Annotated in this window: 12 protein-coding genes; 11 read left to right on the forward strand and 1 reads right to left on the reverse strand. The window is 57.9% G+C overall.

The features are described from left to right. Positions 1-149: 149 nt before the first annotated feature. The 9 genes from BV034_RS22505 (at position 150) to BV034_RS22550 (ending at position 8,932) form a co-directional block, all read left to right on the forward strand. The gene (locus tag BV034_RS22505; RefSeq protein ID WP_050029221.1) at positions 150-533 is read left to right on the forward strand and encodes a GatB/YqeY domain-containing protein; all 384 of its coding nucleotides are present in this window, start codon (positions 150-152) and stop codon (positions 531-533) included. 54 nt (positions 534-587) lie between these two features. Beyond that, positions 588-1,013: a hypothetical protein gene (locus tag BV034_RS22510; RefSeq protein ID WP_050029222.1), complete on the forward strand. Its 426-nt coding sequence runs from the start codon at positions 588-590 to the stop codon at positions 1,011-1,013. Positions 1,014-1,375: 362 nt separating this feature from the next. Further along, a complete protein-coding gene (locus BV034_RS22515) occupies positions 1,376-1,948 on the forward strand; it encodes a DUF3592 domain-containing protein (RefSeq protein WP_265593340.1) in 573 nt (190 codons plus the stop codon). A gap of 186 nt (positions 1,949-2,134) precedes the next feature. Next, positions 2,135-2,632 (forward strand): hypothetical protein, encoded by a 498-nt coding sequence (locus BV034_RS22520; RefSeq protein WP_265593341.1) that lies wholly within the window; start codon positions 2,135-2,137, stop codon positions 2,630-2,632. Between the two features lie 30 nt (positions 2,633-2,662). After that, entirely contained in the window at positions 2,663-3,097 is a 435-nt protein-coding gene (locus BV034_RS22525) for a hypothetical protein (protein ID WP_050029225.1), read from the forward strand. 25 nt (positions 3,098-3,122) lie between these two features. Next, on the forward strand, positions 3,123-3,698 hold the full coding sequence (locus BV034_RS22530; protein ID WP_050029226.1) for a sugar O-acetyltransferase: 576 nt from the start codon (positions 3,123-3,125) through the stop codon (positions 3,696-3,698). A 717-nt stretch (positions 3,699-4,415) separates the two neighbouring features. Then, positions 4,416-4,829: a BlaI/MecI/CopY family transcriptional regulator gene (locus BV034_RS22540; RefSeq protein WP_050029228.1), complete on the forward strand. Its 414-nt coding sequence runs from the start codon at positions 4,416-4,418 to the stop codon at positions 4,827-4,829. Positions 4,830-4,879: 50 nt separating this feature from the next. Next, entirely contained in the window at positions 4,880-7,354 is a 2,475-nt protein-coding gene (locus tag BV034_RS22545) for a M56 family metallopeptidase (RefSeq protein ID WP_265593342.1), read from the forward strand. 123 nt (positions 7,355-7,477) lie between these two features. Then, positions 7,478-8,932 carry a DUF1501 domain-containing protein gene (locus BV034_RS22550; protein ID WP_050029230.1) on the forward strand — a complete coding sequence of 485 codons (1,455 nt, stop codon included), beginning with the start codon at positions 7,478-7,480 and terminating at the stop codon, positions 8,930-8,932. A gap of 246 nt (positions 8,933-9,178) precedes the next feature. Here the strand turns inward: BV034_RS22550 and rnr are convergent, their stop codons facing one another. Then, entirely contained in the window at positions 9,179-12,001 is a 2,823-nt protein-coding gene (gene rnr / locus BV034_RS22555) for a ribonuclease R (protein WP_050029231.1), read from the reverse strand. A 133-nt stretch (positions 12,002-12,134) separates the two neighbouring features. Here rnr and BV034_RS22560 point away from each other — a divergent pair, with 133 nt between their 5' ends. Both BV034_RS22560 and BV034_RS22565 read left to right on the forward strand, forming a co-directional pair. Continuing rightward, positions 12,135-12,929 (forward strand): DUF1080 domain-containing protein, encoded by a 795-nt coding sequence (locus BV034_RS22560; protein ID WP_050029232.1) that lies wholly within the window; start codon positions 12,135-12,137, stop codon positions 12,927-12,929. Between the two features lie 14 nt (positions 12,930-12,943). Next, positions 12,944-13,888 (forward strand): nucleoside hydrolase, encoded by a 945-nt coding sequence (locus BV034_RS22565; protein ID WP_265593343.1) that lies wholly within the window; start codon positions 12,944-12,946, stop codon positions 13,886-13,888. Positions 13,889-13,969 lie beyond the last annotated feature (81 nt).

A 13,969-nucleotide genomic window follows, 5' to 3' on the forward strand; every position in this document is an offset into this window, starting at 1 on the left:
CACTAGATCACGAAGAGTCATGACGCTGTGGCACCCGAGGGTGTGCCCTTAGAATTGGGGACCAATCTCGCTATCGTAGAACGCACCGCAATTCCCACTCTAAAATCTTCAATTTGACCCGCCGCTCTCGCAGAAGCTACATTGCCACCATGAAGACGGTCGAAGAGTGGAAAGCGTTGCTCCGCATCAAACTTCGGGAGGCCCTCGGAGCCCGGCAGCATCACGTCATTGCGGTCCTGCGCGAGACTCTGGCCGCCCTCGAAAATGCCGAGGCACCACCAGCAACCAGTTCTGCGGTGTACACTGATGGGGTCATTGCCGGAAGCGCGGACGGTCTTCGCGCAAGCGAAGCCCCACGTTTGGAACTCAGCCAGACTGCCGTAACAGCGATCATTGATCACGAAATTCGTGAGCGCCGGGAGGCTGCCGATGAATACGCAAAGCTTGGCCGACCGGAGGAAGCCACGAAACTGACTTTGCAGGTCGATGTGTTGGAGGCGCTCAAGGCTGAGCAAGACAACCGCAGTCGTTGACCCGACGCAGGAGGATGAAGAAGAGACTTAGTGAGGTAAAAACATCCACCCGCCATGCACTTGTCACATCCTCTCAAGAAGTGGTCAGCAGTACTGATCTCTGCCGCGGTCGCCATTGGTGCGTGGCTGACATACGATTGGCACCGCCACCGCGTCATAGTAATCCTCCCGGACGGTGCTCCCGCGCAGACCCCTTCTGTCACGCTCGACTACGACCCGATTTACGAGTACCACCCAACGATCATTCATGGCAAGAACGGTACGGTCCACATTCCCCGGAAGCGTGCCTACGGACGAGGATGGGAGACCATGAGAATATCAGCAAGCAAAGGAGACAAGAAGTACTACGCAAGCCGTAGCCCGCTCGAATGCAAATACCCTATGGTGGTGACCCTCCAGGAATTACCCCCGCCACCTCCTCCGCCAACCGTCATCGAGCAGGTCTCTCACCTGCTGAGAATCTTCAATGCCTTGCGCTAGACAATGAACTCCGGGAAATGCCGCCCCTCTGCCCCCAACGACCTCTTTCCGGCCTCATGTGTCATCTCTACAACATCAACTTAGAGTTCCCGCCTGCTCGTTTTCATACTCATTGATCGTCCTACCCTAAGAACCTGTTTGGATGGAGGCAGGTTCAATTAAGGAAATGAGATAAGAGCGGCTTCGCCGGGCCTGAGAACTGCCCCCACCGGGTTGCGGTCCTTTTGAGCCTGGACGGCGTTGCTCATCGGTTGTGAATCTCGATTCACGCCCTCTTCGCGCCTTGTCCAGACTCAAAATGCCTCGCAACACACCCACCATTTTTATCCAAACAGGTTCTAAGTTCTGCGGTCCTCGCGGAGTTGATTTTTCTCTTGGCATTGCAGAGAATCTGCGAACTCACCCTTTTTGACGATCCAGCCATGACACAGAAAGTGCCCATTGTCTTTTTCGCCCTGCCTCTGGTTTTTGTGATTATTGGCGGATGGGTGTCTTTTCGCGCTCTTCGAGGTCAGCTCGATGCACTGTTCAGTTCATCCTGGTCAACGACCTCTGGGCACATCCTCGATTCGTCAATCGAGAGCAAACGTGGACGCAAGGGGGCCATGCGCTATGAAGTGAAGGTCACCTATCAGTATTCGGTGGGAGGAGAGGATTTCACAGGGACCCGAATCCACCCCACCTACGTGAGCGACTGGCATCAAGACTCTCACGAACAGCTTCACCGACGACTTGCGCCAAGATCTGTCGTGAAAGTTTACTATCGCCCGACCTCCCCGTCGCAGTCCTATCTGGCCACAGGTTTTATCAGCACTGGTTTTTTGCCGCTGCTCTTTGGATTGATTTTTCTCGGAGCAGGACTGGCATTCGGGGCCATGATGTGGCTGATCAGATACGGTGACCATGACTATGTCCGCCTCATTGGGCCCCCATGAAGCAGGGAGAACAAATCATCTGCTCTCCCTCTGAGGCAGACTTTCCTTCCATAGTCCGAACCGCGCTACTGCTCCCTGTTTCGACTCCGCCCATCCGCAGGACAATTCGATGTTCCCAGCCAGAAAACTAAATCTATGACACCCGAAGAAGGCATTCTCCTCATCGCACCCGTGGTGCCCTTTGGCTTGGTGTTCGCACGATTCGCTTTTCCAGGATTCAAGTGGAAGCATGTCTGGATTTTGACACTCGCTGCCAGTTGGCTGATCATGAATTTTTCCTTTTGGCTCGGTCCTCCCGACAACGGCCTGGCATACACAGTCGGCATTTTTTTCGGCTGGATTTGGCTTTTGCCTGTGACAGCAGGTCTATGGATGATTCAGGCGTTGGTCATTCACTTTGTGCCGCGTCTTCCGGCCATGCGCAGTTTTCAGCGCCTTAGCAGGGCCGGGGTTTACGGCACCTCAGCGATCGCTTCGATCCTGCTTCTCTACGGAGTGTTTGGCTGGATTGGCAGTGAACAAGCGGTCCAGATCGCCACCAGTCAACTCACCCGTACCGGCCGTGCGCCACAGTCCACACCCCAGGCAACTTGGTCGGAGTCTCGGTGGACGGTCAGCTTCGATGACGGATCATTTGTTGAGGTCTCCCGGAACGGAAATCTGATTGGCGGCGGACGACGGTGACAGGCTTGAATCGTTGAATTGCATCAGGGCATGCCCCCTTACGCTGACATCTACGTGCTCACAAAAATAAGGAATGAGGACTCAGTGTCGGCATTCCTCGATAAATTCGCGCCTTTGCGAGAGGAGACGGCTGTCGACTATGGCATTCCGCAGCACGTTGATTCACCGCATACTACTTTTCTCACCGCGGTGGAAGTGGTCGCCTACTGTTGCGTGCATACGTCGGAACCCTACTCAGTGTATTGGCGATGCCGCGGCGACGGGGACCCAGCCTACGCCATGGTCTTTTTCACGTCAGATAGTTTCCTCATCCTCGGTCTTTCTACCGAGGAGGGCACTGCCAAGAGGTATTTTGCCGAGTTGCTTGAGCATACCGGCTCGGATATCGGCTACGTCACGATTGAAACCCCTCCACCTGAGACCGCGACAGAGTTTCGTGGATTTGCAGAGGAACAATCTGCCTGACTCTACGCTCCTGACTTCACACACCATGAAAACAGAAAAGGAAAAGATGCTAACGGGCAAGCTCTACGATCCTCTGGACCCACAGCTCTGCCGGGAGCGAGATCGCTGCCGCGATCTGTGCCTTCTTCTCAACGCCACCCGCGAAGACCAGAAGGAGGAGCGACAACGCCTGCTCTCAGAGCTCTTTGGCGCTGAGACAGACGCCTGGATTCAGCCACCCTTTTTCTGCGACTACGGCACGAACATCGTTCTGGGCACCAAGGTCTTCTTCAACTTCAACTGTGTGGTTCTCGACTGCGCCATGGTCACTATTGGCGACAATGTCCTCTTTGCTCCATCGGTGCAGATCTACACGGCCACCCACCCGATCAGCGCAGCCGAGCGCCGAACATGGCGGGAGTCCGCCAAGCCCATCACGATTGGCTCGGACGTGTGGGTGGGAGGCGGAGCTATCATCTGCCCCGGCGTCACCATCGGAGACCGGACGGTGATTGGCGCCGGGAGCGTCGTTACCCGTGACATCCCCTCGGATGTGATCGCGGCAGGCAACCCCGCTCGCGTGATCCGTGAACTACCTCCCGAAGCTGCAGAAGGTTCGTGATCCGTGCGACTCCCCAATCCCGATGTACCTCAAAGGAGGCGGGGGTATGCTGACAAGTGAAGAACCACGAACGGTTTTGTAGGAGGATGATTTTCAAATGGTCGCTCAGCCCAGATACTACTGACTATGCCCTACGCGATTGAGATGTTCTTTGATTCGGCCACCGACGTTCGAATTCGCCGTCTTTGAGAAAACCTCGCCTTGGCGGGAGCCAGCTTCATGCGGGATGGCGGGGCCAGACCTCATGTGTCACTCGCAGTATGCGATACTCTTGATGTATTGGGTGCCCGGGATTTGATTGATGGATTCGCCAGAAAGATTGCTCCCATCCCAGTAACTCTCGCATCACTTGGAGTCTTCCCCTCTGCATCACCAGTCATGTTTTTGGCTCCAAAGGTGACCGTCGAACTCTTGCAGATTCATTCAGAGTTTTTCACTGCCTTTGATTCATTGGGGCATGGCCGTTGGTCCCACTATTCCCCTCTGCATTGGATTCCTCATTGCACTGTCGCCATGCACATTGATGCACAGCAGCTTTCAGGCCTTGGCTCTATTTGCCTCGCAGCGGACTTGCCCATTTCCGGCACCCTCACCGAGATTGGACTGGTTGAGTTTAGCCCCGTCCGACACCTCCATTCGGCCCCTTTTACTCCAAACTCCGACAAATGTCTCACTTAAATCTTGCCAACTCTTACATTTGTCGGCAAGAATCGCCGCATGTCCAAAAAATCGGCACCTGCAGCGCTCTCCTCCTCAGAGCAGGCCATCATGGACCAGCTCTGGCGGCTGGCTCCAACCTCGCTCAATGATCTGCTTGAAGCCGTGAATGCGGACCGGCAGGAGCCCATCTCCCGGGCCACCTTGCAGACGCAACTCACCCGCCTGGAGACCAAGGGCTGGGTGAAGCGCGACGATTCCACCAGGGCGCACATTTATGTGCCCGCCGTGGCCGAATCCCACGGTCGCCGCAGCGTTTTGGCCGCACTTAAGGAGCGCTTCTTTGGTGGCAGCAGCCTGGCCTTGGTGCGGTGCCTGGTGGAAAACGGGGAAATCTCGGAAAAGGAACTGACTGAGCTCAAAGAGATGGTGGCCCAAGCCAAAAAGCCAACTGGAAAGGACACCCGCCCATGAAGACGATACTTTGGTGGAATCTGGCCCTCCATCTGCTCGCCTTCACGGCCATGGGCTGGGTACTCGTGCGGTGGTTTCTTCGCGACGCCCGGTTTCGCGCATGGGCTGTCTTGGCGTCCATCAGTCTGGGGATGGTTTCGCCCTGGATTGGGCCACTGCTTCCCATTGTCGTGCCCAATCCTGAATCGACGGCTGCTCATTCATCTGCCGAATCTCCGCAGGGAACGTGGAAGATTCAGGTAACAACTACCTCGGCTGCAGGTCCATTCTCCACCCCTCCCCTGCTACCGACCGCTTCGACCCCAAGTAGCTGGACTCTGGCGGAAGGGATGAATCTCTTAAGCATGCTCTGGCTGACCGGAGCGGTATTGGGCTTGGCCCGTCACCTGATGAGTACCCTGCGAGCCCTCTTGTGGCAAAGACGGCTTCGGCGGCCTGATGCCGCCGAGTGGGAAACCTTCCCCCGAGAAGCGAACAGGTTCCCGATTCGACTTTTCCAGGGCAAAGGCAGCCCCTGCGTCGCGGGATGGTGGCATCCCGTCATCGCCATTCCGGAAGAGTCCATGCGCGACTGGAGCGCCGCTCAGTGGAACTGGGTGCTGCGGCACGAGGAGCAACACCGCATGGGAGGCGACACGATGGTGGCATCCATCCTTGGACTGCTACGGGCCATCTTCTGGTGGAACCCTTTCCTTCATGCTCTCGCTTTGCAATGGGCGCAGGCAAGGGAAGAAATCTGTGATCATGCAGCCCTTCAATCCCCTGGCGAAGCGAGCGACTATGCAGACCTGCTTCTGACGGTGGCGGCACAATCCATTGCGGCGCCTCTTCCCATGGCATCATCCGCCATGGCAACTTCCCGCCCAGCACGGCACCTGCGCGCCAGGATCCACGCCTTGCTCAAGGGGCACCCGGTCTCAGTACGCACCAGCCGCTGGTTCATGGGTGGCTATTCCCTGGTGGCGGCTGGGCTGATGGTACTGCTGGCCCAGATAGGTTTTGCGGAACCTCTTTCGCAAGGAAAAACAGCCGAGGCGACACCGAAGTCAACAACCCCAAAAGATGCAAAATCTGGAGACGCCAAACTTCAGATTCGCACCTACCGGGTACGGCCTGATTTCATGACCGCCAGAGAGGACTTCAAAGGCAAGACGGCTAAAGAGATCCTCGAGTTTCTTGGCATTTCCTTCCCAGAAGGAGGCAGCGCCGTCTTCATTCCGAAGTCCTCAATGCTTATCGTTAAGTCCACGACCGCAGAGTTGGATCACGTGGACCGGCTGCTCGATCAACTCTCCGCCCACGCCCCCCTCCAAGTGTTGCTGGAAGCCCGTTGGATTGAATTGCTCGCCCTACCCGAAGAAGGAGGCCCAGCCAGCACCGCCCTGGCGACGCTTCAAGAAAAACGCACAGCGAATGGTCGAGCCAATGAAGCGATTCTCAGCGATCCCGACTACCAGAACATCATACGACTCTTCAGCCAGCAGAAAGGCGTCAATCTGGTCAGTAGCCCTTCTGTCACCACACGAATGGGCCAGAAGGCAGTGGTCGAGATCATCCAAGAAGTGCGCCGTCCTGGTGAGGCAGGCAAGGGTCTCAACGACGACAATTTTGTCGGCATTCAGAATTCGTTCGAGCCTGTGCGCACTGCTGACGGAAAGAAAGTCCAAGTCAGTATGACTGCAAAATTGCGACGTCTTGCAGGCAGAAGCATCGCTGAGAGCAACGCCCTCATTAAAGATGGCATCCTCCCTGCCGGAGAACGGATACTTGCTTTCACAAACTCAGCTGATGTCTCGCTCACTGACGGAGAAACCGTCTGCATGGATATCGGTGCTGCCGAAGACCACCGCCGACTCCTCCTTTTTGTCACATCAAAAGTCGTGAAGCCGGTTGCCACATCCCTGGGGCCGGAAGCCTTGGAGCGTGAGTTGACTCGTCAGCCTACTCCCGAAATGGAGCGCTCTGCCACTTCTCGATCTCAACCCGTAGCCGTCTCAGGCCTCGCACTTAAGTTGAACCCTCCTGATGGCAACAGGAAGCTGCAGGATTTGTTCACCGCATTCTTGCCGCCGGTTCCCTCGGGAAGCGAGACTACAGCTCCCGTGGGAAGTGCCATTCCCTCCCTAGTGTCATTGCAAACCACGACCGATGAGTTTGTTCTATTGGGGGTCATGACACCGGAGCAGAAGGATAGCCTGGTAAAGGCGATCAAACTTCATACGACGTCCGAGCAGATAACGGAGCAGAACGAAACCTCCAAAAAGGATCGTCCAGATCTGCCATTCAGTTTCAAGGGTGCCACGGCCTCGACCTTGGTTGTGAGTCCAGTTGTCGGCCCTGAGGATTTCGCCCTCGACATCAACATCAAGTCTGAGAACAGGAGCGGCTCCAAAGCAGTCACCACCAGTGTAACGATTTGGGACAAACAGACCGTCGTGATGGGCCGTCTCATGCCAGACGCGGAAGTCGAAGCTCGGCCCCAGTTGAGCGAAGTCGTCCTGCTGTCATTCGAATCCGTGAAGTGATGTCGCCCCCGACAAGCCAGACTGGGACGCGAAGATACTCCATCCGAGTCGGCGGATACTCAGTCAATCCGGCGTTGCCTGCATGGGGCAGACCTGCTTCGATTTTACAAAGCACCGCTCTGAATGCCCCCCTTCACCGATCACCCCCTCCACCTCACCCGCCGCGCCCTCTTTGGGAAATCGGCCATGGGCTTGGGCGCGATGGCTCTGGGATCTCTGTTCACACGGGATGGATTGGCCCTGCCGCCGGACAAGCTGGCTCCGGCGTTGCCGCACTTTGCGCCGAAGGCAAAACGGATTATCTATCTGCTGCAGAATGGGGCTCCGTCTCATGTGGACCTCTTTGACTACAAGCCCAAGCTGAGGGAGTGGCACGGCAGACAGATTCCCGATGAGGTGGCGGGCGGAAAACGGTTCAGCACCATGACGGGCGGTCAGACGGACCGTCCCGTGTTAGGAGAGATCACCCAGTTCAGCCAGCATGGCCAGAGCGGGGCCTGGGTGAGTGATTTCCTCCCCCACACCGCCGGCATTGCAGATGACCTGTGCTTCATCAAGTCCATGCACACGGAGCCGGTGAATCACGCCCCGGCCATCACTTACTTTCTCACCGGCGGCGAGCAGGCCGGACGCCCCAGCATGGGCGCGTGGTTAAGCTACGGCCTGGGCAGTGATTCCAATGACCTCCCTTCCTTCGTGGTCATGACCTCCCGCGATAAGGAAGCATCCTGCGGGCAGATCTTCTATGACTTCTATTGGGGCAGTGGCTTCCTCCCTTCCAAGTATCAGGGGGTCAAGTTCCGTGGCAGCGGTGATCCGGTGCTCTATCTCAGCAACCCCGACGGCATGAGCCGCAGCGTGCGGCGCGGTGTCCTGGATGACTTGGCGCGACTCAATGAAATCAAACTCCGGGAACAAGGCGATCCGGAGATCGCCACCCGCATTTCCCAGTATGAGATGGCATACCGCATGCAAGCCAGCGTGCCGGAGCTCACTGATTTCAGCAAGGAGCCACAGCACATCCTGGAGATGTACGGTCCCGATGTGCACCGCCAGGGCAGCTATGCCTACAACTGCCTGATGGCCCGTCGGCTTGCGGAGCGCGGCGTACGCTTCACCCAGATCATGCATGCCGGCTGGGACCAGCACCGCAATCTAAACAGCCAGCTCAAGATCCAATGCCAGGATACCGATGCGCCGTCCGCCGCACTGGTCAAAGATCTCAAGCAGCGCGGCCTCCTCGATGACACGCTCGTGATCTGGGGTGGCGAGTTTGGTAGAACACCCTTTCTACAAGGCAAGATCGCCGACACCAAGCAATGGGGCCGGGATCATCATCCTTATGCCTTCACCCTCTGGATGGCGGGCGGTGGGATCAAACCGGGCATCAGCCACGGAGCTAGCGATGAGTTCGGATTCAACGCGGTGGAGGACAAGGTGCATGTGCACGACTTCCAGGCCACCCTCATGCATCTCATGGGGATTGATCACGAGCGCTTCACCTTCCGGTTCCAAGGTCGGCAATTCCGGCTCACGGATGTGCACGGGCACGTGGTGAAGCAGGTGATTGGTGCTTAGTGCTTGGCCCTTGGCGTGGATTGGAGAAAAGAAGTCTCCGTTTTGGCGTGGCACAAGGAACCGTCTCGGTTCTTGTTTCCGCATCCCCCAGCACAACCGCCATCCAAGAGCCGGGACGGCTCTTCTACAGTGCTTCGTGCGTTATGTGAGACCAAATCCGACACCCGACACCAACTGATGCCGATTGCCAATCGGCGGCACAGCAGATTGCCAAGCTGCGCTACCAGTTGTCAGAAGGATCCGAGCTCACCCCTGGTGCCTCGGCTTACGGCTCGCCACTTTGCCCGGCTTCGATTTCTCGGTGGGTTTGGTGGAATCTGCGGGGCTTGAAGGCTTGGAAGACGAACGTCCTGGTTTGCCCTTGGATTTCTCGTTGGGCTTTGCCGAAGGCTCTGGTTTGGTCTTATCCTTCCTGACGAACTGTGGTGGCGGCTGAGGTTTGGCCACGGGAACCACCTCAGGACGGAACGTCGGCTTTGGCACTTCCTGGTTCGTTCCCTTGCCTTTCGCCTTCTTGCCGAACTTGGGCTTCCCTTGAGGGGCCTGCTGTTGCGGCTCAGAGCGCTGTGGAGTCGGGCCTTCTTTCCTTTTCACCGGCCTTTTCTCGCTCACCTTCCCTTCAGGCTTGATGATCTCCCAGTCACGGTCTTTTTCCCGACGACGTCCCTTGTTCGGCTGTGACCCCGAATTGGACTTGGTATTGAAGCCGGGTTTGGCATCCTGCCGTTGCTGCCAGAATGGCTTGGCAGACTCTTCTTTGCTTTTCTCTTGGCCTGCTTCAGGAGCAATTTCCCTTGGCCCACCTTGGCGTTTATTTTTGTCCCATGCGGGCTTGCCTTTGCCGCGGTCACCAAAGTCCTGCCTGTCGCCAAACTTGGGACCAGGACGGAACCGGCCGCCGCGGTCCGGCTGCCAGTCACGCACAGGTTCTTGTTCTCTTGCGCCTTCGGGCCGCTCGGACACCATGCGGAAGTCCACCTGTTTCTTGAAGTCATCCACCCGGTAGACCTGCACAGGCAGCTTGTCCCCCAGACGGATGATCCTGCCACTGTGACGCCCCACGAGGCGTGCCCGGACGGGATCAAACGTGAAGAAGTCATCCGGAACAGAGGACAGGTGCACCATGCCACTCAGGCCCAGGTCACTCACGTCCACAAAGAACCCAAAGTTCCTCACATCCGTCACCAGACCTGGGTAAGTCACGAGTTTGCCAGACTTGATCTGCGCCTTCAGGTAGGCGTAGAGTTTCACATCCTTGCTGTCGCGCTCCGCATCCGAAGAATTGCGTTCCGTGGCGGTGATGTGGTCCGCGATCTCCTGGATACGAGAGGCCGGGATGGCCTGATTCTCAAACAGCACCCGGTGCACCACCAGATCCGCATAGCGGCGGATGGGCGAGGTGAAGTGGGTGTACTTGGCCTTGTTGAGGCCATAGTGCCCCAGCGGTTCCATGGCATAACGCGCCCTCATCATGGAGCGCAGGAACCCGATCTTGAGCGCCGCGCCAATCGGCAGGGTGCCCAGCAGTTCCAGGAGCTTTTGCACCTCGGAGCGCTTGGTCAGATTGCCGCACTCCACCTTGTGAGCCAGCACATCCTCACGGTAGTCCTTGAGCTTTTTCTCCTTGGGTGACTCGTGCACACGGTACACCGCAGGGCGGTTCAAGTGCATGAGACGGGAGGCTACCGCTTCATTCGCGAGGAGCATATACTCCTCGATGAGCTGGTGGGAGACGTCGTTGTCGATCTTCTCAATGCGGATCACCTTGCCATGCTCATCCAGCCGGATCTTTGACTCGGGAAAATCCATGTCCAGCGAGCCTGCCTTGAACCGGGCCCGACGGATGGCCTGGGCCATTCCATGGGCATCCAGGATCATGCGCTCGATGGCGTCATCCTTCCGGGCCCCGTTCTCGATCACCGCCAGAGCTTCCCGGTAGGTGAAGCGTCGCTTGGAGTGAATGACGGCGGGATAGAACTTTGTCTCCAGCACCCGGCCATCGGGATTGAGCAGGAATTCAACACACTTCGTCAGGCGGTCCAGACCGGGCTTCAGTGAGCACAGCTCATTGCTGAGCGCCTCAGGCAGCATGGGGATGACACGGTCCACCAGATAGGTGGAGTTGCCCCGTTTCCGGGCCTCTTTATCCAAGTCGCCGCCTGGCTTCACATAGTGGGACACATCGGCGATGTGCACCCACAACCGCCAGCGGTCCTTGCCCTCGCGCTTCAGACAGATGGCATCATCGAAATCCTTGGCGTCATCCGGGTCAATCGTCACCACCAAGTGTTCCCGGCAGTCCACCCGACCTGCCACTTCATCAGGCGAGGGTTGGTTGTCCGGTCGGGACTTGGCTATGGTATTGGCCTCGTCCAGCACCTCTTTGGGGAAGCGCAGAGGCAGGTCGTAGTGGCGCAGCACGGAGAGCATGTCCACGCCCTCGTCATCCGGCGGACCCAGAACTTCCACGATCTCGCCTTCAGGATTGGTGTGGCGGGACTCCCACTGCACCATCTCCACTACCACCTTGTCGCCCACGTTGGGACGACGTCCCACATCCTTGGGCGGCGGCACAAAGATATCTCGCGGCAGGCGCGGGTCATCTGGCACCACGTAGAGGAATTGCTTCCCCTTCTGCAGCGTGCCCACGAGGGTGGACCGCTTGCGTTCCAAAATTCGGATCACCGTGCCGGTCGTTTCCTCAGGTCGGACCTTACTGTAGCCTTGCGGCTTCACCTCCCGACGCACCAACACCCGGTCGCCATGCATGGCGGTACCGGTGGCACTCTCTGGGATCACGATTTCATGCACCCCAGCTGCCGAGGGCAGCAGGAAGCCCTTGCCACTGCGGGTGATCTGGATGACTCCCGCCACCAGATCCGCTTCATCCGCGAGGATGTAGCGGTTGCCCTTGGTACGGACTACGCGTCCCTGGGTTTCCAGTTCCTGCAAGAAGGCCTGCAGCTCCTGTTGACGATTGGGAGCCCAATCGAGGGCGGCCAACAGGCCGGGTACATTAGCGGGCACATACTCGGACCTTCCGAGCAATTCGAGAATATCACTTTCCATAACTAACTATCGCACAATTCCGGATCATTGGCCGGAGGGTATCTGGAGCACATCATGGGCTCCGTCTGATGATGGAGAATACGCTCCCCGTCCGTAATCGTCCAACATTTTTGCGTTTTATCTGCATCGCACCATGAATCCCACGCCCCTCACCCGCTGCCTCGCTCCCCTGCTGGTGCTCCTCTGTACCTCCCTGCTCCACGCAGGTCCCGCGCTCTCCGATCAGGAACAGAAACTGGGGTTCGAGCCCCTGTCTGATGGCAAGACCTTCCACGGCTGGGATCAAAAAGGAAACTGGGCGATCGAGGAGGATGGCACTTTCTACCGGAAAGCCAAAGGCGGCGACCTGACCCATACCGCCAGCACGGTGCCAGATGACTTTGAACTCCGGTTTGAGTGGAAGGTCTCCAAAGGCTGCAACAGCGGCGTGTACTACCGCCCAGGCCAGTATGAGTACCAGGTGCTGGACAACGCGAACAGCCCCTATGGCGAGAATCCCCGGCAGAGTGCCGCATCGCTGTTCTTCTGCATGGCTCCGAACAAGGACGCCACCCGTCCCCTTGGTGAATGGAATGAGGGGCGGATCCTTTGCCAGGGCACCGTCATTCAGCATTGGTTGAACGGTGAACTCGTGCTGGACTTCGACTACACCGACCCCAAGTGGGCCCCGCAGGTTGAGCTGCTCCGGATTCGCGGAGCCAACCTGGGCGCGCGGGGTGGAAGGATCAGGCTTCAGGACCATGGGGCCGACGTGTGGTTCCGCAATCTCAGGCTGCGGACCGTGTCCAAAGATGAAAAGCTCACACGGATCGACTTCCAGCCCATGGCCATCCCGGCGGGGGCGCTGCAGAAGGAAAACGAGCGTGTACAGCAGATGCTGAAGAAAGCTCCGGCAAAACCCGCCCCCCCGCCGCTACGGGTGCAGTGAAATCGGCGGGGCCAGTGAATATCATCTTCGACACGGACATGCACACGGATTGCGATGACGCCGGAGCATTGGGCGTGCTACACGCGCTGGCGGACAACGGGGAGTGCGAGATTCTCGCCATGATGTGCAGCACGCTGGACCCTTGGGCGGTCCCCACCATCGACGCCATCAACACTTACTATGGTCGTCCCGACGTGCCCATCGGCACCGTGAAGGGCCAGGGCGTGCTGCGAAAATCTGTGTACACCCGTGGGGTGGCGGAGCGCTTTCCGCATGACTTGAAGTCAACCGCCTCAGCGCCTGACGCCCTGCAACTGTACCGCCAGACACTTGAGGCGCAGCCCGACCAGTCCGTGGTGCTGGTGACCGTAGGCTATCTGACCAATGTCGCCAACCTGCTCAAAGCCCCCGCCCAAGACGGAAAGCCCAGCGGCCTCGACCTCGTGAAGCAAAAAGTCCGCACTTGGGTGTGCATGGGAGGTAATTTCATCGGCACACCCGCCCGAGATGACCTGAAGCTCGGCAATGTGAACTTTACCTATGACGCCCCCGCCACCTTGTACGCGATCCAGAACTGGCCCGGGGATCTGGTCTTTGCCGGCCGGGAAGTCTGCTCCGTACCGAGCGGCGTGGCCGTGGGTGAATGCCTTCGCAACGTGCCGGCAGATCACCCCGTGCGGGTTGCCTACGAGCTCTACTTCAGCGGCAAGCTGAAGAACCGCCACGTGGCAGATCTCGCGAGCGTGCTCTACGCCGTGCGCGGCCGGGGAGAGTTCTGGGACCTCCAAGACCAGGGCCACATGGCCCTGAAGCCCGACATGACCTTCACCTGGGAAGCCCAACCCGACAGCCGCCAGGCCTATCTCCTCAAGAAGAAAAACAAAGACGGCGTGCTGAGCGATCGCGCCGTGGAGGCAGCGCTGGAGAAGTTGTTACTGCAGGCGCCAAAGGCAAAATGAGAATGAGTTTAACCACAGAGGCACAGAGAACACAGAGGAATGACTTTTTAGACAGGATTGACAAGATTTCAGGGAGATTAA

The organism is Verrucomicrobium sp. BvORR034 (genome assembly GCF_000739635.1).
GTDB lineage: Bacteria > Verrucomicrobiota > Verrucomicrobiia > Verrucomicrobiales > Verrucomicrobiaceae > Verrucomicrobium.

Excerpts from the sequence above, each read along its gene's own strand:
- BV034_RS22505 (WP_050029221.1), top strand. The coding sequence starts at position 150 with ATGAAGACGGTCGAAGAGTGGAAAGCGTTGCTCCGCATCAAACTTCGG.
- BV034_RS22510 (WP_050029222.1), top strand. The coding sequence starts at position 588 with ATGCACTTGTCACATCCTCTCAAGAAGTGGTCAGCAGTACTGATCTCT.
- BV034_RS22525 (WP_050029225.1), top strand. The coding sequence starts at position 2,663 with ATGCCCCCTTACGCTGACATCTACGTGCTCACAAAAATAAGGAATGAG.
- BV034_RS22530 (WP_050029226.1), top strand. The coding sequence starts at position 3,123 with ATGAAAACAGAAAAGGAAAAGATGCTAACGGGCAAGCTCTACGATCCT.
- BV034_RS22540 (WP_050029228.1), top strand. The coding sequence starts at position 4,416 with ATGTCCAAAAAATCGGCACCTGCAGCGCTCTCCTCCTCAGAGCAGGCC.
- BV034_RS22545 (WP_265593342.1), top strand. The coding sequence starts at position 4,880 with ATGGGCTGGGTACTCGTGCGGTGGTTTCTTCGCGACGCCCGGTTTCGC.
- BV034_RS22550 (WP_050029230.1), top strand. The coding sequence starts at position 7,478 with ATGCCCCCCTTCACCGATCACCCCCTCCACCTCACCCGCCGCGCCCTC.
- rnr (WP_050029231.1), bottom strand. The coding sequence starts at position 12,001 with ATGGAAAGTGATATTCTCGAATTGCTCGGAAGGTCCGAGTATGTGCCC.
- BV034_RS22560 (WP_050029232.1), top strand. The coding sequence starts at position 12,135 with ATGAATCCCACGCCCCTCACCCGCTGCCTCGCTCCCCTGCTGGTGCTC.